The 24,847-nt window shown below is 35.5% G+C and carries 17 protein-coding genes and 1 pseudogene; 16 read left to right on the top strand and 2 right to left on the bottom strand.

Going from position 1 to position 24,847, the window contains the following annotated elements:
• Window positions 1–61 precede the first annotated feature (61 nt).
• Window positions 62–907 (top strand): radical SAM protein, encoded by an 846-nt coding sequence (locus DWW43_RS09600; RefSeq protein WP_008401904.1) that lies wholly within the window; start codon window positions 62–64, stop codon window positions 905–907.
• Window positions 908–1,122: 215 nt separating this feature from the next.
• On the opposite strand, the gene DWW43_RS09595 is transcribed toward DWW43_RS09600, so the two are convergent.
• Window positions 1,123–1,797 carry a Crp/Fnr family transcriptional regulator gene (locus DWW43_RS09595; RefSeq protein ID WP_119963428.1) on the bottom strand — a complete coding sequence of 225 codons (675 nt, stop codon included), beginning with the start codon at window positions 1,795–1,797 and terminating at the stop codon, window positions 1,123–1,125.
• Window positions 1,798–2,007: 210 nt separating this feature from the next.
• Here DWW43_RS09595 and DWW43_RS09590 point away from each other — a divergent pair, with 210 nt between their 5' ends.
• The 15 genes and pseudogenes from DWW43_RS09590 (at window position 2,008) to DWW43_RS09520 (ending at window position 23,426) form a co-directional block, all read left to right on the top strand.
• Window positions 2,008–2,802: a 4Fe-4S binding protein gene (locus DWW43_RS09590; RefSeq protein WP_119963427.1), complete on the top strand. Its 795-nt coding sequence runs from the start codon at window positions 2,008–2,010 to the stop codon at window positions 2,800–2,802.
• Between the two features lie 201 nt (window positions 2,803–3,003).
• Window positions 3,004–3,600, top strand: coding sequence for a TetR/AcrR family transcriptional regulator (locus tag DWW43_RS09585; RefSeq protein WP_119963460.1), 597 nt, complete (start codon window positions 3,004–3,006; stop codon window positions 3,598–3,600).
• Between the two features lie 73 nt (window positions 3,601–3,673).
• The gene (locus tag DWW43_RS09580) at window positions 3,674–4,516 is read left to right on the top strand and encodes a class I SAM-dependent methyltransferase (protein ID WP_243104457.1); all 843 of its coding nucleotides are present in this window, start codon (window positions 3,674–3,676) and stop codon (window positions 4,514–4,516) included.
• Between the two features lie 118 nt (window positions 4,517–4,634).
• The gene (locus DWW43_RS09575; RefSeq protein ID WP_119963426.1) at window positions 4,635–7,649 is read left to right on the top strand and encodes a diguanylate cyclase; all 3,015 of its coding nucleotides are present in this window, start codon (window positions 4,635–4,637) and stop codon (window positions 7,647–7,649) included.
• Between the two features lie 73 nt (window positions 7,650–7,722).
• The gene (locus DWW43_RS09570; protein ID WP_119963425.1) at window positions 7,723–8,097 is read left to right on the top strand and encodes a DUF4186 domain-containing protein; all 375 of its coding nucleotides are present in this window, start codon (window positions 7,723–7,725) and stop codon (window positions 8,095–8,097) included.
• 119 nt (window positions 8,098–8,216) lie between these two features.
• A complete protein-coding gene (locus DWW43_RS09565; protein ID WP_118484286.1) occupies window positions 8,217–9,263 on the top strand; it encodes a Fic family protein in 1,047 nt (348 codons plus the stop codon).
• Window positions 9,264–9,559: 296 nt separating this feature from the next.
• Window positions 9,560–10,450, top strand: coding sequence for a Fic family protein (locus DWW43_RS09560; RefSeq protein WP_119963424.1), 891 nt, complete (start codon window positions 9,560–9,562; stop codon window positions 10,448–10,450).
• Between the two features lie 363 nt (window positions 10,451–10,813).
• On the top strand, window positions 10,814–11,407 hold the full coding sequence (locus DWW43_RS09555; RefSeq protein ID WP_119963423.1) for a class I SAM-dependent methyltransferase: 594 nt from the start codon (window positions 10,814–10,816) through the stop codon (window positions 11,405–11,407).
• Window positions 11,377–13,857: a DEAD/DEAH box helicase family protein gene (locus DWW43_RS09550; RefSeq protein ID WP_119963422.1), complete on the top strand. Its 2,481-nt coding sequence runs from the start codon at window positions 11,377–11,379 to the stop codon at window positions 13,855–13,857. Before DWW43_RS09555 ends, DWW43_RS09550 begins: the two co-directional genes overlap by 31 nt.
• A gap of 39 nt (window positions 13,858–13,896) precedes the next feature.
• Window positions 13,897–14,081: pseudogene (locus DWW43_RS09545) on the top strand (hypothetical protein); the annotation flags it as partial.
• 282 nt (window positions 14,082–14,363) lie between these two features.
• A complete protein-coding gene (locus DWW43_RS12350; RefSeq protein WP_243104455.1) occupies window positions 14,364–14,693 on the top strand; it encodes a hypothetical protein in 330 nt (109 codons plus the stop codon).
• Between the two features lie 136 nt (window positions 14,694–14,829).
• The gene (locus tag DWW43_RS09535) at window positions 14,830–17,274 is read left to right on the top strand and encodes a type II restriction endonuclease subunit M (RefSeq protein WP_119963421.1); all 2,445 of its coding nucleotides are present in this window, start codon (window positions 14,830–14,832) and stop codon (window positions 17,272–17,274) included.
• A complete protein-coding gene (locus DWW43_RS09530; protein ID WP_119963420.1) occupies window positions 17,267–18,166 on the top strand; it encodes a hypothetical protein in 900 nt (299 codons plus the stop codon). The genes DWW43_RS09535 and DWW43_RS09530 overlap by 8 nt, the downstream gene beginning before the upstream one ends.
• A gap of 351 nt (window positions 18,167–18,517) precedes the next feature.
• A complete protein-coding gene (locus DWW43_RS09525) occupies window positions 18,518–21,214 on the top strand; it encodes an N-6 DNA methylase (RefSeq protein WP_119963419.1) in 2,697 nt (898 codons plus the stop codon).
• Window positions 21,198–23,426 carry an N-6 DNA methylase gene (locus tag DWW43_RS09520; RefSeq protein ID WP_119963418.1) on the top strand — a complete coding sequence of 743 codons (2,229 nt, stop codon included), beginning with the start codon at window positions 21,198–21,200 and terminating at the stop codon, window positions 23,424–23,426. Before DWW43_RS09525 ends, DWW43_RS09520 begins: the two co-directional genes overlap by 17 nt.
• A gap of 19 nt (window positions 23,427–23,445) precedes the next feature.
• Here the strand turns inward: DWW43_RS09520 and DWW43_RS09515 are convergent, their stop codons facing one another.
• Entirely contained in the window at window positions 23,446–24,681 is a 1,236-nt protein-coding gene (locus DWW43_RS09515) for a phospholipase D family protein (protein ID WP_119963417.1), read from the bottom strand.
• Window positions 24,682–24,847 lie beyond the last annotated feature (166 nt).

The raw sequence follows: 24,847 nt of genomic DNA, 5'->3' as shown, positions 1-24,847 counted from the left end.
ATAGTCGTGGTTGTTTAATGTGTATTTGTGTAAAATAATAGAAAGAACTTAGAGGTGGAACATGCCGGAAAAGAAACAGATTTTAGGATATATTCATTCAACAGAAAGCTTTGGAGCAGTCGATGGTCCGGGAATTCGATTTGTTGTATTTTTACAGGGATGCAAGATGAGATGCAAATATTGTCATAACCCTGAGACATGGAATCTTGTAACAGATTACAGCAGACTGTATGCTGACGATGTCAGCGATGATGAAAGAGAAGCACTTGAGAAAAAAATTGAAGAGAATACAAAACTGCTCAAAGATAAAGGTGTTAAGATCGAGGCCAGAACTCCGGAAGATCTGTTAAAGCAGGCACTTCGTTATAAGCCATACTGGAAAGGTCAGGGTGGTATCACTGTAAGCGGTGGTGAAGCATTACTTCAGATGGATTTCCTGATCGAATTTTTCAAGCTGGCAAAGGCGCAGGGTATCCATACTACGATCGATACGGCCGGAAATCCATTTACCAGAGAAGAACCGTTCTTCTCAAAGTTCAATGAACTGATGAGCCTTACAGATCTTTTTCTACTTGATATCAAACAGATCCATGATGATAAGCATCGTGAATTAACAGGATTCTCAAATCAGAATATTCTGGAGCTTGCTCAGTATCTGTCCGATCAGGGCAAGCATATGTGGATCAGACATGTACTTGTTCCGGGAATTACGACAGATGAGGATGATCTGAAGAAGACAAAAGAATTTATAGATACTCTTAAAACAGTGGATAAGGTAGAGGTACTTCCATATCATAAGCTGGGTATTCAGGAGTGGGAGAGACTTGGAATTCCTTATAAATTAGAGGGAATCGATCCTCCAACAGAGGAGCAGCAGAAGCTGGCAAAGAGCATTCTTGAAAAATAGGGAATGAACAAAAACATCACACGGACGGTATATATATTTTATGAAGCAGACCTGTCCGAATGTCGGTCCTTAGCGATCCGCTATTAAGCGGGAGCTTAGTACCGTTACATGAGGATAGAACGAAAGTGTTCTGCGCAATAAAGATATATATACCGTCCGTGTGATGTTTTATGTCACGAACTTATATAATAAGAATGCTCTTTGCAAGCATGTTCTTAGAGTAGGCGGAAGGTCGACTTTTGAGTGTCGATGATTCCGCCTTTTTTTAGTTTGCTGATTTCAGCGGACATGGCGGAGCGTTCTACACCGAGATAGTCTGCGAGTGCCTGACGATTGAAAGGAATAGTGAAGGTATCCGAATGATTCTGTTTTGCCTGGTCGGAGAGGTATGCCATTAATTTATCACGGGTTGTTTTCTCTGACATATAGCGTATTTTTTGGTTTAACGCAAGGTTTTTCCGGGCAATTTCGTGTAGCAGATTCCGGATCAGGGTGTTGTGAAAATCACAGGAATTCGAACAGGAGGTCAGAAGGTGGTGGCAGTCCAGAAGCAGAATATCACTGTCAGTCATGGCAAAGACGCTGATCGGTACAGTAGAAAGACCTGCGCAGGAGAAGGCTTCTGCAAACAGATCACCGGGTTGTAGATCTGTCATGACGCTTCGGTGCCCATAATAATCTTCCCGGATCACCTGCGCTGTTCCGGTAAGAATGATTCCGATAAAGCGTGCCGGATCGCCCTCTACGAATATGGGATTCCCTTTTTTTACATGAATATGGTTTCCGTCCAGACATGTAAGCATAGCTGGCAGATCCTGTTCATCGATGCCGGTAAACAGGCGGCAGGCTGACAGGGTATCAATATAGGATGTAAGATCGTGTTTGTTCATAAAATTTCCATTTCCTTAAATGTTGTTTTGTTGGAAATCCAACATACATTTTGAAATAAGTATATTAGAATAAGCACATAAAATCAAGAACCTGATTGACAGTTAAGTGATGAAAGTAAGCTGCGATGTATAATGTCGATCAAAGAAGCGACAGATATAACAGCAAATATCATAGAATGATCAGGTATCGGGTATTCAGGAGGAAAAACGATGATTCGCAGGATTATAGAAATTAATGAAGAAAAGTGTAACGGCTGTGGGGCATGTGCATCGGCATGCCATGAGGGCGCAATCGGGATGGTGAATGGAAAGGCAAAGCTGCTTCGTGATGATTATTGTGACGGACTGGGAGACTGTCTTCCTACCTGTCCGACCGGAGCCATTACATTTGTTGAACGTGAAGCAGCGGACTATGATGAGGCAGCGGTATTGGCGGCAAAAGCTGAGAAGGCAGTAAATGGAGCAGGCAGTCCGTCAGGAGAACCACTACCATGTGGTTGTCCGGGTACGGCTATGAAGACATTTAACAGAGACCGGTATGACAAAAAGACAAGAACTGTTGAAGCAGGGAGTAAGACTGTGCAAAATGGTGAAGTATCACCTGAGCTTGTACAGCAGTTAGCATCGATGATGGGACAGCAGGAGTCAGAGCTGCGCCAGTGGCCGGTACAGATCAAGCTTGTTCCGGTGACAGCCCCTTGGTTTGATGGAGCAAAGCTGCTTGTTGCGGCGGATTGTACAGCGTATGCATATGCAAATTTCCATCGGGATTTTATTAAGGGACATATCACTTTGGTTGGCTGTCCGAAGCTTGACATGATAGATTATTCTGCAAAGCTGACAGAGATCATCCGGAATAATAATATCCGGAGCGTTACGGTTGTGAGAATGGAGGTCCCGTGTTGTGGTGGTATTGAGATGGCTGTAAAAAATGCTCTTCAGAACAGCGGCAAATTCCTTCCGTGGAATGTGGTTACAATTTCAACAGATGGAAAGATTATGTAAGTAAAATAAATGTATATTGTATTACTGTTGTTCCTGTAAGATCACGTGGGATAGAAGACACAGATTTTGCAGGAATATATGTCAGGTGATAGAAAAATAAAAGAGAAGAAGGCTTCGGGTGTCAGAAATTATAAGGTAAAGAGCGTGACCGGAAAATAATACTTGACATTTTGGTTAGAAACGTCTAACATAACATGTGTTATGATGAATGATCAGGAAAACACAATAGAGAAAATCAAACAGACAGCATTAGACGAATTCTTCATACATGGCTATAATAAAGCAAGTCTTCGAATGATCTGCAGCCGGGCAGGAGTTACAACCGGTGCAATGTATTTTTATTTTAAGAATAAAGAAGCGTTGTTCCGGGAGATTTTTGAACCACTGGTTGTGCAGTATGAAGAATTGCTTGTCAGATATATGGAGTTAGAGCTTGCAGAGCCGGAGATTGGTACGCAGTTAGATGTTCAGATGATGCGATTTATTCTGGAACACCGAAAAGAAGCGGTGGTCATTCTGGAGAAGGCGCAAGGAAGCTGTTATGAAATGTATCGTTCCAAGGTAGAACAACTGATGGAGCAGTCGATATATACATTTTATAAGAGCCGGATGGAATGTGAGCCGGATGAGAAGCTTGTAAAGATACTGGCCAAGATCCGTTTGGATGGATGTCTGGAGATTATTAAAGGAAATTACAGCATGGAAGATAGTTTGTATCTGGTTGAGAAGATCGGGATCTACTCGATGGGTGGAACAGATAAATTAATACAGAATCTAAGAGCGCCTCACAGCATGTAGCTGTGGGGTTCTTTTTTTACAACATAACAAAAAATAACATTTGTTATGTAAATACAGAAAAGGAGAATAATTTATGAGTGAAGGAAAAGTAATGCAGACAGGAACAACAGGAGAACAGGCTAAAACAAAGGTAGGAGTACAGGGAGTACCGGAGACGATGCTGCAGACTTTATTTGCAAGAGCGGCAGAATCCGAAAAAAAGAATCACCATATCTATGATAAGAAAGCGATCGAGATCGTATCCCGGTTGGATTATGATTTTTCAAAGGCAGAATCCGATAAGTTGATGAGCAGCGGTGTAATTGCAAGAACGATCGTGTTGGATCGTCTGGTAAATGATTATCTGACCAAGCATCCGGATGCCATTGTTGTAAATATTGCCTGTGGACTGGATACCCGGTGTTACCGGATGAAGGGAAAATATCAACGTTGGTACAATATTGATCTTCCGGAGACCATGGATATCCGAAGTCGTTTCCTTGAGGAGAATGACCCTGTTTATCAGATCGCTAAGTCTGCAACAGATCCATCTTATACGTTGGATATCGAGTATCATGGAGAACCGGTTTTGGTGGTCATAGAAGGGCTTACGATGTATTTAACGGAGCAGGATGTGCGTAAGATGTTTGAGATTATTGATCAGACATTTACACAGGCAAAGGTTCTGGTTGAGGTAATGGCACCATTTGTTGTGAAGCATATGAAAGAGAAGTCCATAGAGGGAAGCCAGGCGAAATTCATCTGGGGTGTGAAAAGCGGAAAAGCATTTCAGAGTGTTGCTCCTTCTTTCCAGAGCGAAAAAGATATCAGTCTTGTAGAAGGAATGAAGGAATTTGTTCCTGTATATAAGGTGCTTGGAAAGATTCCGGCTGTAAGGAATTTTTCAAACAAGATTCTGGTACTGAATAAACGATAAGAGTTGAATTTAACGGATTTGGTAAATCGCCGGCGTTTATGATACGCATAGGTGTTGCCATACTGCCTCAAAAATAGTAAAATAAACTCAGATTTTGTCTGAATATTGGAGGTTTACTATGAATGAGACAGTCATGATCAATGCATATATAGTCATATCAATTATTATTGCTGCTACAGATATATTATTAGCGGTAAAATCTTTTAAAAAGAATAAAACAACAGGTAGATTTCTGGGGTTTGCCTGTATGGGTGCGGCTATTGTAGATATTAGTTATCTGATCAGTATCATAAGTGATTCCTATATGTGCATGGCGGCTATGTCGAGTATATATTTTATAAGTATAGATTTTATGCTTGTCTCTCTTTTAATTTTCACGGTTTATTTCACAAAAGGAAAGTTTTCCGGATATGGGAAATGGATGGTAGCATTCTGCTTTTTATATTGTATATATGAATTGATCGTGTTTGCAGTTAATCCATTTATGGAAATTGCAATTGAATATAAACCACGGGATACGCTGATTGCAAAGTATAGCTATCAGATGAAGCCCTTGTATGAGCTCCATCTGATATTTTCGTATGTAATGGTGTTATTGGTGGTAGGTTTATTGATTCGGAAGATTTGCAAGATTCCGCAAGAATATCGTTGGCAGTATTTAAGTGTTATCATAGGAATTCTTATTATTGTAGGGTCAAATGCGATCTTTTTATTTTTACCGGGCGAATCTGTAGTGAATTTACTGGACTATTCGATCGGAGGATACAGTGTAGTATCATTTATTATTTATTGGAGCTGCTTTGATTATTCCACACATGGGATGTTGAATAAATTGAAGACAAGTATATTTGAAAATATAGGGCAGGGCATCGTTTTGTTTGATGATGACGAGCACCTGATTCTGCATAATGAAAGAGCTGATTTTTTCCTGGGAGAAGAACTGTTGACCGGATGTAAAGATCTTCAGAGTTTTCTGGATGTATATGGATTGTCGTTTGATCCAGAATCAGATGACGACAGCTTTTCCCTGCAATGCTATGTTAAGTTGGAAACGGAAGAAAAAACATTGCGGTGTGATGTAAAGAAGCTTGAAAATAAAAACGGCCATAAGATTGGTCAGATGTTTGTATTTACAGATATCGCACTTGAGACGGATATGCTTACAGGATTTCAGAAATGGGAAAATTTCAAACAGCTTGCATTGGAAAAAAATGATCATTTTACGTTCCCGGTAGGAATTGCTGTATGCGATATTAATAGTTTGTCTGTTATCAACAGCACACTTGGGAAAAAAGCAGGGGATCAGAAGATCCGGTTGTTGTCGGAAAATATGAGAACCTGTTTTCCTGAAAGGGCATATTATGTCAGAGGAACCGAGGCACATCTTATAGCATTGTGTAGCCGAAGCAGTGAAGATGAGATGGCAGTATGTGCCGGAAAACTTAAGGAGAAGTTCGACGGAAGTATTCAGTACGCAGTCAGTGTAGTAGAAGATGAGACACACAGTATAGTTGAAAGCATTCGAAATACAGCTAAAGCTATGCGTACAAAGAAATTAGTAGACAGCAAATCCATTCATTCGGATATGCTGGCATCTCTGATACGGGCACTTGAGGAATGTGACAGTGATACGGAGCATCACGTTCGCCGTACACAGATTATGGGTGCAGAGCTTGGTAAACGTATAGAGTTATCCGATATACAGCAAAGCCGCTTGTCCCTTCTCTGTCTGCTTCATGATATCGGAAAGATCGGTGTTCCGATGGAGATATTGAACAAACCGGGAAAACTTACCGATGAAGAATGGAAGATCATGCGTTCACATGTTGAAAAGGGCTACGATATTGCAAACAGTAATGTAGAATTGAAGCAGATCGCAGAGGAAATCAGACATCATCATGAAAGATGGGATGGAAAGGGCTATCCGGACGGACTGAGCAGGGAGAGTATACCTGTACTGTCACGTGTAATTGCTGTTGTTGATGCATTTGATGCGATGGTAAGTGACCGTCCATATAGAAATGGAATGCCTGTATCCGATGCACTTGAAGAATTAAAAAAATGCGCCGGAACACAATTTGATCCGTTTATTGTTTCCGAGTTTATTCAAATGATATCAGAGAATTATTCTGATACCGTAAAGGGAGTTCATAAGTTCAGGCAGGAGAAGGAAAAACCTCAACACAAACAAGTGGCAAAACCGGAGGATAACAGTACACTTCAGGAAGCATTCTGTGTACATACAGTGCAATGCAGCAGATATTTGCTAGATGGTTCATGGAATATTTTGTCTGTGGATGATAATTTCGAGAAGCTGACAGGCTATTCCGGTGAGGATGTAGAAAAAAATTCCATGAATCAGATGGACCTGATCCCTGAAGCTGATCGGACAGAATATTTGTGCCGGACAAATGCCAATCTGGCTAAGAGTACATATGTATTGCAGGAACACAGACTCCATCGAAAGGATGGAAAGGATATTTATGTCTTTTGCTATGGACGTGTCTTTTACGATTCGGCAGTTAAACAGGATCGTGCAGAGATTATTATTTCAGATGTATCGAGTACTTATTCCATGAAGATCTTGACAGATGCAGAGCAGAATAAGGCGGAAGTCAGATTGCGGAATTGGGAGAATACATATCGTACAGATTCCCTGACGGGCCTTTTGAATCATGCGGCTTTTCGGAATGATATGGAGATGAAGCTGTTATCAGGTGATTTTAATGCAATGATGATCATGATAGATGTTGATAAATTTAAGCAATATAATGATACCTATGGTCATCATAATGGTGATAAATATCTGATCTTAGTCGCCCAGACATTGCTTGTGTCTTTACGAAATGAAGATTTTGCCAGTCGTATGGGTGGGGACGAATTTGCAGTAATGATGTTCTTCAATAAGAGTGTGCCGGAGAAGGAGATCAAAGAACATGCCCAGCAGATATTTGACAAAGTAAATCTGACAGTAAAATCTGCAGAGGGAGGTACCGGCATCTCTATGGGCGCAGTCATCGCTAAGTCAGAAGCAACCTTTAACCGGTTATATGAGGAAGCAGATAATGCATTATACGAGGCGAAGGAAAGCGGAAGAGGCAGACTGGTCGTGAAGGAGCATGGGGAAAAATAATATAGTATTTATGTTTATAGATGGCATTCTAACAGGAAGTGTTAGGATGCCATAAGAAGTTTGGAGAATTTTAATGACAAAAGAGGAATGGTATAAGCAGCTATTTGAGAGACTTGGTAATTCCGAGTTCCGAAGCAGCTTTCATTTAAAGCAGAAGGACATTGATTACATAAATGAAAAAGGACTGGATACTATAAGGCAGCATGCGCAGGATTTCATTGCAAAGCGGGAAGCTCCGGCGGTTATTCCAAACGATGGAAAACAGACGCCGATGAAAGGGCATCCGGTATTTATCGCACAGCATGCAACTGCAACCTGCTGCAGGGAGTGCATCCGAAAATGGCATAAGATACAGCCGGGCAGGAAATTGAGCCAGATACAGCAGGAGTATCTTGTGGATGTGATCATGACCTGGATTCAGAGAGAGATGGAGAGGAATAAGGATTAGATAGGTAAAAATAATATTTCTTTAATTGGGATAGAATACTATGAGATAATTCGCTTAATTTGTTGACTATTCCCTTAATTAACACTATTATTTAAGGAAAAGAAAGGAGAAGTAAGGGAATGCGAAACTTCAATTATTCTGCAATTAAATATCAGAAATGGGATTCAGAGATTTTAGGGTTAATTGCTGCTATTTATAAAGAAGCTGGAAAACAGGAGATGTATTTGAAGCAGCGTCCAGAGGAACTTGATAAACTTGTAGAGATTGCAAAAATACAAAGTACCGAGGCATCTAATGCTATTGAAGGCATTGTTACGACGAGTACCAGAATTCGTCAGCTTGTTGAAGAAAAGACAACACCTAAGAACCGGGATGAGCAGGAAATTGCGGGTTATCGTGATGTGCTGAATGTTATTCATGATAGCTTTGATGCGATTCCTATTACAAAAAATTATATTTTGCAACTGCACAAGATGTTATATAGCCATATGAACAATCCGCTTGCAGGGCAAACAAAGAATGTACAGAATTATATTAGTGCTACTTATCCAGATGGACATGTTGAAGTGCTGTTTACACCACTTGCTCCATTTGAAACACAGGAGGCACTCGACAGAATCTGTGAGGAATACAATCGTGTCATAGGAAATATGGAATTGGAGCCACTTATTGCCATTTCTGTTTTTATACATGATTTTCTATGCATTCATCCTTTCAATGACGGAAATGGAAGAATGAGCCGTCTGCTCACTACATTACTGCTGTATCGGAGTGGATTCTATGTTGGAAAGTATGTCTCATTGGAAGCAAAGATTGCCAAGAATAAAGACCTGTACTATGAGGCTCTTGCTGCGGCTCAGCCGGGCTGGCATGATGGAACAGAAGATGTAGTGCCATTTATCAAATATTTACTTGGAACCATCCTTGCTGCCTATAAAGATTTTGAAGACAGAATGGCGTTGGTTGAAATAAAACTACCTGCACTTGAAATGGTACGGAGAGCAAGTCATAATAAAATTGGACGTTTCAATAAGCAGGATATACGGGAGCTATGCCCTACACTCAGTGACAGTTCTATTGAAGGTGCACTGCGAAAATTGGTTGCATCAGGAGAATTGAGGAAAGAAGGAAAAGGAAAAAATACCTGCTATTTTGGGGTGAGGTAGGTGGTTGATTTTTTGTAAATATGAATTGGGGTAAGGGGTGGATTCATAACAGGATTTTGTCTGAATACTTATCCAGATGACCAAAACTAAAATATAAGTACCAACCGTCAAATTCGATGGTTGGTATTTTTTTAGAGTTTTCTGCGTCGGCAAAAACAACAGAAGAATGAGAACAAAATATGGATTTGTTGCCGATAATGTGGTATACTAACTATAGTAAACGTGATTTTTGAAATCATGATAATAAAAGGCTCACAGAATATGCTTTTTATCGTGTGAAAGGAGGAGGGCGGCAGATGCGATATCTTTCAGTTGCTGAAATGGCAAAAAAATGGGATGTATCTGAACGTAGTGTAAGAAATTATTGTGCCCATGGTCGTGTGCCGGGAGCATTTCTTACCGGAAAGACATGGAATATTCCGGAAAATGCAGAAAAGCCGGAGCGCACTAACAAGAAGAAAGAAAAGCCAACGACCTTACTGGATGTTTTGCAGGATGAGAAGGCGAATAAATATGCTGGAGGCATTTATCATAAGACACAGATTGATTTAACATATAATTCAAACCATATGGAAGGCAGTCGGCTGACCCACGATCAGACCCGATATATCTTCGAGACGAATACCATTGGTATAGAAAAAGAAGTGCTTAATGTAGATGATGTGGTTGAAACAGCAAATCATTTCCGGTGTATTGATATTATTATTGATCATGCAAAATTGGCATTGACGGAAAAGTTTATTAAGGAGCTGCATCTGATTCTAAAAAATGGAACCAGTGATTCCAGAAAGGATTGGTTTGCTGTCGGTGATTACAAGAAACTGCCAAATGAAGTCGGCGGTATGGAAACTGCACTTCCGGAAGAAGTAGCAGACAGAATGAAGAAATTGCTGTCAGAGTACAATAACAAGAAAGAAAAGACCTTTGACGATATTCTGGATTTTCATGTGAAGTTTGAACGTATCCATTCATTTCAGGATGGAAATGGTCGTGTGGGACGTTTGATTATGTTCAAGGAATGCCTGAAATACAATATTGTTCCATTTATTATCGAGGATAATTTGAAAATGTTTTATTATCGAGGATTGAAAGAATGGGACAATGAAAAAGGGTATCTGACTGATACTTGCCTGACAGCACAAGATAGATATAAAGCATACCTGGATTATTTTAGAATTGCATATTAAAAGTGAAAATACTGCGGCACAATATCGTGCGATAGTAACATTGAATGCTGTACAGTAATATTAACAGAACCCACCACGCCTCTGATTTTTATGCGCAACCCGGTGGGACTTTTTACTTATGGGGTATTTTGCGTATCAGTATCCAAAACAAATATTAACAATAGAACAGCAGGTGCAATCTTATATTACACATAAATGATATAAAATTGTTTGATTCACAGCATAAAGAATTAATATGAAAATAAAATAGTCGAATTATTTTTGAAAGGCAATAATTGAGGATACTAATAACAAATGTTATAATAATTTTATGATTGAATGACATAAAATTAGTAAATCATAAAAAGGAAAACCCAAATAGATATGAGTGAAAATAGAACTTTGGATTATTACAATAAAAATGCCAGCAGTTTTGCAGAAACAACGATTGATGTGGATTTCCAGAAGACACAGAAGCGTTTTCAGAAATTGTTGCCTATGCAGGGATATATCCTTGATTTTGGATGTGGTTCTGGAAGAGATACTAAGTATTTTCTGAGTCAGCATTTCCAGGTTGATGCAATAGATGGTTCAGAGAAATTGTGTCGTATTGCAAGTGATTATGCAGGTATAAAAGTTAAAAAAATGCTATTTAAAGAGCTGGAAGAAATAGAAAAATATGATGGAATATGGGCATGTTCTTCAATACTTCATCTTTCAAAGAATGAACTTAAAGCGGTGTTTGAAAAAATGATAAAGGCATTAAAAAGAGATGGTATCATTTATATGTCCTTTAAGTATGGTGATTTTGAAGGAGAGAGAAATGGACGATATTTTACAGATTTTACAGAAGAGAAGTTTGAAAAATTTGTTCAGAATATAGAAAATGTTAAATTGAGGGAAGAGTGGATTACAAGTGATGTAAGACCAGGTCATGGAGATGAAAAATGGCTGAATTTAATACTGCAGAAGAATTAGATGATATTAATGAAATAGTATATGGGGCGGATGCACTTACTGGAGGTCAAGATAAGAGGATGTATCTGTATTATCAGTTGATTAATAGTCTGAAACAGGCTGATAGTGTGGATATTGTTGTTTCATTTCTGATGGAATCTGGTGTCAGAATGTTGCTTAATGAACTTGAGAATGCATTGAAACGTGGAGCAAAAATTAGAATTCTTACAGGAAATTATCTTGGTATAACACAGCCATCAGCATTGTATCTTATCAAACATAAGCTTGGGGAACAGGTAGATTTACGTTTCTATAATGAAAAAAATCGTTCATTTCATCCAAAATCATACATGTTTCATTACCAAGAGTATAGTACGATATACATAGGGTCATCAAATATTTCAAGGAGTGCATTAACATCAGGTATTGAATGGAATTATCGATTTAGTAGCAAAACAGATCCTCAAAACTATGAAAAATTTTATAATACATTTCTTGATTTATTTGAAAACCATTCTGTGGTAATAGATGAGGATGAATTAAAACGATATTCAAAAGACTGGCACCGTCCAGCTGTATCAAAGGATCTGGATAGATATGATTTGCAGGATAATGAAATTACAAATAATATAGCGTTATTCGAACCAAGAGGAGCGCAGATAGAAGCTTTGTGTGCACTGGAAAATACCAGAGCAGAGGGCGCAAAAAGAGCTTTAGTCCAGGCTGCGACAGGTGTTGGAAAAACATATCTTGCAGCATTTGATTCAAAGAAATATGGGAGAGTACTATTTGTTGCACATAGAGAAGAAATCTTAAAGCAGGCTGCAGAATCTTTTAAAAATGTTAGAAATTCAGATGATTATGGTTTTTTTGACGGAGAAAGTAAATGCACGGATAAATCTGTGATTTTTGCTTCGGTTGCAACACTTGGCAGGAATGAATACCTGAATGATAAGTATTTTGCTCCAGATTATTTTAATTATATTGTAATAGATGAATTCCACCATGCAGTTAATGACCAGTATCAAAGGATTGTAAATTATTTTAACCCACAGTTTTTGCTGGGATTAACAGCGACTCCAGAGAGATTAGATGGTCGAAATATCTATGAAATCTGTGATTATAATGTGCCCTATGAGATCTCATTAAAAGAAGCAATCAATAAGGGAATGCTTGTTCCGTTTCATTATTATGGGATTTTTGATGAAACCGATTATTCAAAATTACACATTGTAAGGGGAAGATATGATGAAAAAGAATTGAACGAAACCTATATTGGAAATGTTCACAGATATGAGCTGATTTATAAATATTACTGCAAATATGGGTCAAGGCAGGCTCTTGGATTCTGTTGTTCCAAGGAGCATGCAAGAGAGATGGCGAAAGAATTTTCATCAAGAGGAATACCGTCAGTTGCCGTATTTAGTTATGCAAGTGGGGAATATACTGAGAAACGAAATGTAGCAATACAAAAATTGAAGAATGGCGAAATAAAAGTGATTTTTTCTGTGGATATGTTTAATGAAGGCGTTGATATTACATCGGTTGATATGGTAATGTTCTTAAGACCTACAGAATCGCCAATAGTTTTCCTTCAGCAGCTTGGAAGAGGACTTAGAAAATACAGGGGGAAAGAGTTCCTGACAGTGCTTGATTTTATTGGTAATTATGAGAAAGCAGGCAGAGTGCGTTTCCTGCTCGAAGGAAAAACTGATGTGCAAAGAGAAGGAGTTCATCTATCAGATGCATTGCAATTTCCAGATGATTGCCTGGTGGATTTTGATATGAAGCTGATTGATCTTTTTGCTGAAATGGATAGAAAACATTTAAAGCTTAAAGATCAGATAATAAATGAATATTTCAGGGTAAAAGAGCTGTTAGGAAAGCGACCGACAAGGCTGGATTTGTTTACATATATGGATGATAATATTTATGAATCTGCAATTACACATTCCAAAGATAATCCGTTTAAAAGATATCTGGAGTTCCTCAATGATTTGGGAGAACTAAGTCAAATAGAAGAAGAATTTTACAAAGGAATTGGAAGAGAATTTATCAGTCTGATTGAAAATACAAATATGTCAAAGGTATATAAGATGCCGGTGCTTATGGCATTTTATAATAACTCTAATGTGTTGATGAAAGTATCAGAAAAACAGCTTCTTTCAAGCTGGAAAGAATTTTTCTCAACTGGAACAAACTGGAAAGATCTTGATAAAAATATGACATTACAGAAGTATAAAGATATTTCAGATAAGGAACATTTAAAGAAGATTCTCGCTATGTCAGTGCATTTCCTTTTGGAATCAGGGAAAGGATTTTTTGTTAAAAATGATGATGTGATATTAGGTTTAAGAGAGGAATTGCATCCGCTAATTGACAACCCTGTTATGATCCAGCAGATGAAAGATGTAATAGATTATAGGACAATGGACTATTATCAGAGAAGATATAGAGAGAAACAGAATTAAAAGTAACTATAATTGATATGAAATGGATTTAAGGAGAAAATGCAGATATTTATAGATGCAGATGCGTGTCCGGTAGTGGGCATTGTCGAGACAATAGCAGAGAATTACAATATTTCTACCACCTTGTTGTGTGATACGAATCATATTTTGTATTCTGATTACAGCGAGGGGATGTTGTAGTATCGCAGGATTATGATGTTGCTACAATGGCACTTGTAAAAGGGCCCACAAGGTCCGGTGGATATCGGTTCAGCACAGAGCATTTCAAGATAAAACAAGGAGAACCAAAACAATGATACGAATATTATTTATCTGCCACGGCAATATTTAAAGTATGGCGAGAAAACCTTGATTTTGTAGGATTTCTGAGATGGAGACGAACAATTTACACCTTATTTATACCTTTGGAAGATCGAATCGGTAATTAAAATGTAGGGAACTACAAAAGATATGTTTTGAAAATTAGAAAATGTTAAATGCAAGCATAATTTCAAAAAAATAGGAAGTTGCTGATTTTTTACAAAAGAAATCTTGACAGCAACATCGGAAATTGTATAATAATATTAACAGAAACCACCACGCCTCTGATTTTTCATGCGCAACCCGGTGGGATTTTTTTATTTATGGGGTGTTTTATGTATCAGTATCCAAAACAAATATTAACAATAGAACAACAAGTGCAATCTTATGCAGATGCAGGAATGGAGATTACATCTCGTGAAGATGTAGAGAAAGTATTAAAAACAATTGGGGTTTATCGTTTGAGAGGCTACTCGTTTCATCTATATGATAATACTGATAAGAAGTATTCAGATGTTAGAGTGTATTATGAGTAAGGATATTAAGACCGCTCTTGAATGTTATAAAATGTGGACGAGCGTATCAATGGGAAACATACTTGATGTTTTGAGAGATTGTGAGACATGGCAATCTATTGCACTATTGTGAAATTAGAAGATGGGATAGACACTATTGAAAACTAAAAGATATTGGAAAATAAGAAAGATACTATTAAATTGGATTTTTAAACTTAAAAAGATACGCTTTACTTTGGAAAGTCGAAGACAGTCATCTAAGGAATATTGGTCGTTTGACAGACTTCTTTTGGAGAGATTTGTTTCTGGTGTTATTAAGGGAATAATATTAGCAACAATTCTTGGTTTGTTGGATAAGCTGTTACTTAGCATTGGCGTGATACTGGTTATAAATAGTAATATTTTGTCAGATGTACTTATTGGAGAATTAGGCGTTGCAGGTGTTATTTTAGGATTGTATTGCTCTAATATTTCAAGTATATATTCTACAAGATATGCTAATGCTCCAGAAAAAATAGCTATTGCCTTTCAATATGATAGGTTGACGGTAAAGTGTTTAAATGCCATTAGTAGTTGTATAATATATGGAACAATTATACTTGTTGAATTATTAATGGGATATGACGTTGGTTGGGTATCTGCCGGTACATTAATTATATGGTCAATAGTGGTCGTTATTTCTTTTGGAATAACTGGAAATAGAACATACCAGTTGTCAGATGTATTTAGAGTATCAGATGATGCTTATATTGCATTAGGAAGAGTGATTACCAAAAGTCTTAATCGAGAACTGTATGCATCAGATGCAAATTATCAAAATCACTTTTGTAAGATTGCATCAGATAGAATTGAATTACTAAAAGTTATTCAAAAATATGGATGTAATCCTGATTCGGCAGATAGCTCATCTATTCTTAATTTTATGTGTACGAATCTAGACCTTATTGAACAGTATTGGCTTATTAAGAGGCATATTTCGAGAGATTCATTGTGGTTTAGGAGAAAAGGAGTATATCAGAAGTGGCATTTTGCTAATGACACGGAAACCTCAATGGCGTTAAGAACAGGAACCTCATTAAGACCAAAGGAAAAACCTGATTTTTATTGGTTCGAAGATGAATTAATGTCAATAAATCATGCATGTGTAAATTATTTGATTAAAAGGAATGACTGGGGGACTTTATATAGTTATTTTTCAGTCTTTGAGTCAGTTTGTAAATCCGCAATAGAACAAAAAGAGGCAAATTACTATGTAGGACAAATTGATTGGCTAAAAAGTGTTATTCAAAGTTTTGTAGATAACACTAAAATAGAAGAAAATGTTGCCTTTGCAGGAATTGTCGAACATATTTCTCTTTTATATTTGGATATAATATTGGAGTCAAGTAAGTATTTTAGTAATCTTGATATTAATGCAATAAGCAAATCGGTTATAAAAGGAATTGACACCGGAAAGAGATACAACTCTATAAAGGCAATTAGGGGAAGAAATTATATAGAAATATATAAGAAGATGATAACTGAGGTTTATGCAGAAGGACATCGGATCACTCCTGATTGGTTAATTAAGCAGTATGTGGCAAAAGAGGAGTTTGTTTATGTAAATACCTTATTTGATATGGTTAAAGAAGGGGTCGAACAGGCATATTCATTGAGTAGTTTTTTTGTTGAAAAAAATATGTATTATGAAGCGTGCATTATGCTTACGAGATTCTATGAATATGAGTCTAAGTTGTCAAATTTCTTTAAGTTTGCAAATCAGGTAGAAAAGAATTTAAATAAATATCATTTAGATTCTGCAGATAAATGGGATGACAGTAGATTAGCAGGAGTAGAAGAAAAATTTTTGGAATGTAAAAAAGAACTTCCAGAAATGTTGCTAAAATGTTCAAGTGCTTTTGCAATTAAAAATTGGGATAGAAGAGAAGAATATCCTGACTTTTTAGGTGAGTGCTATAACCATATTGCAGAAGATACGGTTGAGGCTATTGTCAACTCAGATAAAAAGCAATTTGAAAAAGATTTTGAGATTTTAACAAAGATAATGCTTTTATATCAGGAGTATATCAGAACGGATTTTATAAAGAACAAAGATTTATATAGAGTAGAATATGCATATTATATGTTTACGTCTCCGATTGTTGAATGGGCACAAATTGGTGGACTTGGAATATTGTGGGGCGAATTTTTTAAAGATGTAGAATGGTGTAGTATCGTAAAAGAAGCTTCAAAAATTGTACTTAATGTAAAAGAGGATGAGGAGAAGTCAACAGAGCTTGCAGCTCAATTAATCGAATTTGCATCACGGAGAAATAAATTCCTTTTTGGTATAGGGGCAAGAGATATCCTTGAAACAAAGTGGAATCAATTTGTCGCAAATGCAATAAGAGAGTCTGCTACTATTGAAACGGAATATGTTATGTTCAGACAAGAGATAAAGACTGATAGTAAAATTATTAAAGCATTTTGCTCAAATTTTTTAGATATGGGATTTACGACAGATCCATCCGAAGTATTTTGGGTTATATGTATTAATCCGCTACTCCCTAAGGAAAAGAGATTTCACACTAGATTTTCGTGGGAGGATGATTTGAATGAATAATATATTAAGAATAAAAAGGAAGATGGAAAAAGTATATAAACGTCCCATTGATAACATTTATTCGCATAGTTTTTACAGTGAGTTGTTTTCAGGTTATGAGTATTCGTTAAGCGAAGAAAAAATTAATAGAAGAGATTTCTATATAATCATTCCAGATGATAAAGAGATTGTAGAATTATTTGGAAACGGTAGGCATTATGATTTTTCATATGAGTTTAGTCAATCTATTGATAGAGTCCTTTATAGCATGGCTGTTTATGGAAAGGCATATATTTTCGTAAAGCCAGATTATATTAACGAATCTGATGCGAATGGAAAAGAAATTAAAAAACTAAGCGCTATTCATATAGGAGAAGTAAAAGGAATTCCAAAGAAAGGTAAGTTTTACTCAAAGACTTATTCAAATGGAATCTCTGAATTCAATATTGAAGAAGGTAAATTAATTATTTTTGACTTAAAGGAATTTGGATATAAAAGAAATTACTTTAAAAACCTTGTAAAACATTTGGGAAAATATGATATTACATCTAATTCTCTAGAATTAATAAACACTGAGCCTGCATATGATTTTAGCGTACATGCAGATAAAAACAGAAAAAGGTTCTTAAAAAAGGTGAGAAACATTGGTTGGAGTTTTGGAACGGATGGTTTGTCGGATAGTTATATTTTGTATAAGGAAATCCAAATGAAGTTATTTAAAATGCAGATGCTTCAAAATGTTCTTATGAAAATTAATCAAGTGATAGCAACAGAATATATTCCTAATAAAGAATTTGAAATAAAAGCGTTAACCAGTAATGTTGACTATGTAGGAGCGTGGACTAAATTCCAATCTGGAGAATTAACAGTTTCGGAATTGAATAATATAGTATGGAAAGGACTTACTGATTAAGTGAACATGTTTACTGTAGAATGCAGGCTCCTCTTGCGGAAGTATCCTAATTGCAAATCTTACCTCACTAAAACAGGGCCTTCCATTAATGACTTTAGGTACAAGCTAAAATGAGAAATTCCAAATGCACATAAGCATGATGTGAGAGAATTTGCCATAAGTTTCCTTGGTTACCTTACAGCGAACCACTCTGGAAATGTCAATGTCTGGAACGACTTAACATTTCTAGAGTGGTTCGTTTCTTTTATATATTTAGGCAAGTGATAGTATGAAAATGATGAGAAAAAAGTTGATAATATTCGCGGGTGAGATTATAATAAAGAAGATTTGATATATAAGGAGATTATACTTATGGATTATTTGTCTATACAAGATGTTTCAAATAAATGGAATATTAGTAAACGAAGAGTGCAAATCTTGTGCCATGAAGGAAGGATTAATGGCGCAAAAATGATAGGAAATATGTGGGTGGTTCCTGAAAATGCTGTAAGACCAGCGGATGCACGAAAAAAGAACCCAATAATGGAGAAAAAAAAGTCATACTCACTTGTGAGAACTGATTTAAAAAAAGTATTAAAATGCATGTATAAAAAGGCAGAGCAATATGAATTTATAGAATCTGATAAAAAGATATATGTTTTGTCAATTCTTTCAGGTGTTCTATGTTCAACTTATATCGGAACAAATGAAAGTGAATTAGAGATTATCAATCAAATTTTTTTTGATATTTCAGGTAAGGTTAATCCATATGAGATTGACAAAGAAATTCTAGATATGGCAGTTGAATTTATCAAATTATATAAAAATAACAAGGAAGTGGAGAGTGTTGTTTCGTGGGCTTATCAATATTCAAATAGAATTATTGATAATAGTGATTATAGTAATACACAGTTTTTTACAGAAAAATATATGATAGATTTTATTGTTCACCATATAGAAGAATTGTCTTTAGCAAAAAAAATACTTGATCCGTGTTTGGGCGGAGGCAATTTTCTTGTTGAATGTTTAGAATTTTTGTGTGCTGGATGTACAGAAGTTGATGTTGAGAATACAGTCATATCTCAAGCAAAAAAGCTATATGGGTATGATATTGATGATATTATTGCCAAAATTGCTGTGGTGAATATTAGAATAAAAGCACTTTCTATAATTCGAGAGAAAGGTGGTAAAGCATCTTTTGATGTATGGAAAAAGATAATTCCTAATATTTTTTGTGCAATGGAAAAAGATGTCACTGTTGGTTCTTTGGCAAAAGATAATAGGATAGTGTGTAATATTTTGAGTGGAGATATTGTGGAACATGATAAAGCATTAGGTAACGCTAAAGTAATAGTAACAAATCCTCCATTTGCGTCAATAAAAGGTATGTCTAAGGAACAAAAGAATTTTTTGAAGATGAATTATCCCTTAGCAAAATGTGATACTTGTGTTGCGTTTATGGAAGCCATAGGTAATCTTTTATGTGCGGATGGTGTTTGCGGAATTGTATCACAAAATGCATGGATGTATTTGAAATCATTTTCAGAAGCTAGAGAAAAATATGTGAGTGAATATTATTTTCGATATATTGCGAATTTGGGTTCAGGCGCATTTATAGATTTAAGTGGAGAAAAATCAAATGTCTCTTTGATTGTATTTGAAAAGAAAAATCAAAAAAGAGTTCCATGTGTTAAAATTATAAATCTTTCTGTGGAGTCATTGTCGGATAAGATAAAAAAATTAATAACAAAAGAAGGTTTATTTGAAATTAATCAAGACAAATTAAATGGGGTGAATGGTTTTGTCCTTTCTGATAACAATGCATTAGATATGAATTATGAGGATAAGGAACAATATAGTTCTTCAGCGGTTCCAATGCAAGGGACATCGACCGGAAATGCTAAAGAATTAGTAGGGTATTTTTGGGAACATTTTGGTGAAAAAGAATGGATTCCAGTAAGTAAGGGGGGAGGATATTGTCGCTGGGAAGGATTAAATAACAGCGTTGTAAAGTGGGGAGAAAATGGAGAATATATCAAGAAACAGAAAGGGTCTGCATTAAGAAATATAAAATATTTTGGAAAAACGCAGTTAGTGTTTAGTGATACAGGAACTGCAGGATTAAATGTAAGATTATTGCTAAACAATCAAATTTTTATTGCTTCAGGACCAGGAATAAGAATACTACAAGGTAATGAATATGCACATATGGCATTTCTTAATTCAAGGTTAGCTGCCAATTATGTAAGGACTATATCTCCTAAATTAACCATTGCAGCAGGGTATATAGGACGCATTCCTGTAGAGCCGACTCTTTTGTGTTCGACAGTATTAGAAAGGAAGGCAAGGTTGTGTGTGAATTTGAAATGTAAACACTTACAATCTAGACCAAATAACCTTGAATATATTGATGTTACACAGGTGGGAAATGAAATTGATTTGAATCAACAAGCATGGGAGTTATTTAAAAGTGATATACTGAATGAATTACTTAAATTGGAAGTAGAAAGTCAATGTGATGAAATAATTTTGTCTGAGTTTTCTTTGAATGAAGTTGAAAGAAATGCTTTGTCTAAAGCAGTTGGAGAATGCGCTTTTAGAATAAAGACAGTTCAGGAGGTTGATATTACTAAATTTGATAAATATCTTGCAAAACTTCTTGATGATGCCTGCATGTTAAAACGATCACGAACATCAAAAGCTTCTTTGGGGTGTGATGGTATGCTAGAATATGTGGCTAAAGATTTGAAAATAAGTCCAACAAGTTTGGTAGAACAAATATGTCAATCTTTTTTTATGATGCAACATACATTGGAAAAATATAAAGATTTAATTATTCATAACTACTTATTGCATGAAATGGGATATTCAGTGACAACAGGTGTTGTTAAAGAGAAGATAAACAGCGATGAACTGATTGAATCGTTTGAAAGTGTTTATGGAAAACAACTAGATATTGATCAGTGGTTAAAAAGTAAGTTCAATTTGATTCATTGTGGTGTTTTTAAGGATAAACCGTTTATTATTTACGAGGATGGTGAATTAAAGAAGTATGGTAAATCAGTTTAGACAAGTAGTGTCTGCATACATTAATCAGAACAGTGAAGAAAAAAACTGGGAAGAAATAAGAGAGTTGTTTACGGTATATTCATATGTGGCATTTCTTTTAGTGGCGATAAAGAATACAACTGGAAAAGTTGATAGGGTAAAAGAACGAGCGATAAGTTTAGGATTGGAATCAAAAGATAATTTGAATTTACTTTTTAGTTATCCTGCAACCGAAAATATCGCTGAAGAAATTGCAAGGATTATAGATGATGAAACTCAAATTGATATTAATGCGGTATATCAAGCATATTTATCGGTTGATTATCGTATGTGTAATAATCTTGTTGAATTTTCAGGAGGAAAGAATAGTAGAGATACGTTGGGCTCTTATTATACACAGGAAGAATTTGCTTATGAAATTACTAAAAAAGCTATAGATGAATACTTGGTGAATTGTATAACTAATCCGAATATTATTAGCGTAGCAGATTTCTCTTGTGGCGGAGGAGCATTTTTGATTGCAGCATATAAAGTATGTAAAGATTATGGTATTAAAGTGAAACTGGTTGGAGTGGATGTTGATCCGATTGCAATTATGATTACAAGGTCTAGGTTAATAGAAGAACATGTAGGAAATAATGCGCAACATATTATTTTAGGAAATCCATTGCTAACTGTGAGCAATTCTCAGAAATCTACAAAAGCATTTTCTATGGCCTTAAGTGGAAGGTATTATAACTCTGATTTAGCTATTGATATTAGTGAGTCGTATGACGTTGTAATTGGTAATCCACCTTGGGAAAAAATTCGCTTTGAAGAAAAAAAATTCCTTTCTCACTACATGGATATACATTTGATAGCTTCTAAGAAAAATCGAGAGAATGTTGTAAATAATGCTCTTGAGACAAATCAAAAATTTTATCGGTCAATTCTAGAAGACTATAAGATTGCAAAGGAAGATATAAAAAAGCAGGAGGTATTTATTGATACAAGGGTGGGTGAACTTAATACATACGCTTTGTTTACAGAGTATGCATTAAAACATATATCAAAAAAAGGTATTGTAGGAATGATTGTAAAAAGCTCATTATTGAAAATGCCGGTCTATAGTGAATTTATGAAACATAGTATGGCTTCTAAAAAAATCTATGAAATTTATATGTTTATGAATCGAAAAAAGATTTTTAATATTGATTCGAGAGAGGAATTTTCTGTTGTATATTATAGCAATGATAATAAAAAAGATTTACAAATAGCAGTAGATATAGATGATTATAGAGAATTCTATGTTAAAGATAAAATAACAATATCAAATGAAATGCTTAGGGTGTTAAATCCTGAAACTGGTATGTTACCGAATATAACAAGTAATGAAGAATTAGATTTTTTATGTAGTGTTTATAATAATAATCCTACCTTTGGAAATGAATATACTGGTTGTCGTTTCGGAAGGTTAGTACATCTTACTAATCACTCACAGCATATATTACGTGAGAAAAAAATGGGCTATTTACCTATTTATGAAGGAAAGTTTATTGAACTTTATACGGGAAATTATGCTACATTCAAGGGTATGAATGAAAACGAAAAATATAAGAATAAGGCTACAGCAATACCAATCGACGATGTTACAGGCACGGAATATCCTGAAGCGAGATTTTATATTAAAAGTGAAATTTGGGATAATCTTTCAAAAAACTTTCATGAGGGCTATATTATTGCATGGAGAAGCTTGACTTCTGCAACAAATCGAAGAACTATGCTGGCAACATTGTTACCTTTAATACCTACATGCCAGTCAATACAAATACTTCAGTTAGACAATATTGATGATATGCTACAAATACTTGTCTTGTTTAATTCAATAATATTTGATTATATAGTCAGATTGAAGATGGCAGGATTAGACTTAACTCAAACTATAATTAAACAAATACCTGTACCAAAGAAAGAAATATATGAATCAGTAATTGTATTTCAGGATAAAGAGGATACAATACGAAATCATGTATATGCGAGAATTAAGTACTTATATGCCAAAGATAAAAGAGTGAGTGCTTTATTTGAGAATAACGATATTTGTGACAGCACAAAAAAAAGTCGAAAACAGATTATTTCAGAGTTGGATTGCTTAGTAGGAGCTATGTATGGTCTATCTACAGAGCAAATAAAAGAGATCGCAAGTACTTTTGATAAATATTATACGAAAAAAGAAGTGGAACAGTGGTTTTAATCACTGTTCCATAAAAATATTATAACATTCCGTATGCTTTAGAGGCAGCACCACTTCCGTTTTTTCCCCATACGCGACTGAGTGATTTAATATTATCTAATTCACTATTGTCTAGGAGTGAGAGAACATAGTAGTCAGGGGTAATTTTTTCAAAAACAAGAATTTTGAAGACAAAATCTCCACGGTTTCCAAATTTTGATAATTCATCAGTACCATCTGTTGGTTTGCCCTTTAATTGAATTCTCCAACTACCATTATTAGGAGCAAATTTAATTGTGGAAGGAAAGTAGTCTTTTCCCAAGTAATTGATGGTAATATCTTTTTCTCTGGTAGTATCTTCTGGATCAATTTCAAAGAATTTAACTCCTCCATACATACGATGGGGATCTGTATATTCATATGGAGTTCCTATAACGGAGCCTTCTACAATTTGTCCAAGCTTTGATAAATCAAGAATATTTCTCGACCCACCAGTGGATTTACGCATCTCAAACCAAAACTGTTCATTTGTAAATGCTGGTGTAGTAGTTGGCAAATCAACAATAAAATCGACATCTGTAGTTGTTTTTGCCTTAGAGAACAATTTCCTTGGTCGTTCTTTAGTTATGCTAATAGGAATAGATACTTTTTCAGAACCAAATAGATGATTCTTTTTTTGATTTGCTTTTTCTATTGTTCTTTTTTTGATTGTTGTGATTTTTTGTGAAACCTCTTTGTTTATGTAATTGGAATCTAGCAAAGTATTAATGTCGTTTATTGATTCGATTTTAGTAGAACAAATATATGAATCATCAGAATATTTATTAATTATTGAATAAATATTGTCTAGTTCACTTTTTTGTGTAGGTAATGAGTATTCCTGGATTGAAGTACTTTCAAAATTTGTCCATAATCCCCCTCCGGTTAGATTGTTTGATCCGATGGCACACCATGCACAAGTAGCATTTTCTAATAGATAGATTTTACTGTGATATGTGGTTGATATATTTTCGGAGTGAATAACGTACAATTCATCGCATAGAGAAAATAGGTTCAAAAGTGCTTCGTAGGAAGTACCATCTAGATCTATTCCTATAAATGCTTTGATGTGCCCAGTTGATTTCTTGAACTTTTCCAATGAGGATTTTAATCTGAGTACACCACTGTTTTTGGCGAAGGCAGAAAAAATAGTAAGGCTAGAATAATCATAGTTTTCAATTTTGTCTATAAGAACATTACCTAATTGTCCTTGAAATGGTTGATTTAATATCGGCATAAAAACACCTCCTAAATCTAGTATATATTAAAATGTGCGAAAGTGACAAATAAAAATGTGATTTCTAATAATAAATTTGAATCAGTTATTTGTCTGTGTCAAGAAGATAAATAAATATAGCAAATCTATACTGTAGGATTACAATACATGTGTTACAACTGAATAT

Source organism: Clostridium sp. AF15-41, from assembly GCF_003604095.1.
GTDB lineage: Bacteria > Bacillota > Clostridia > Lachnospirales > Lachnospiraceae > Coprococcus.
Note: the sequence above shows the minus strand (reverse complement) of the source record. Positions and strands in the feature narration are given on the sequence as shown.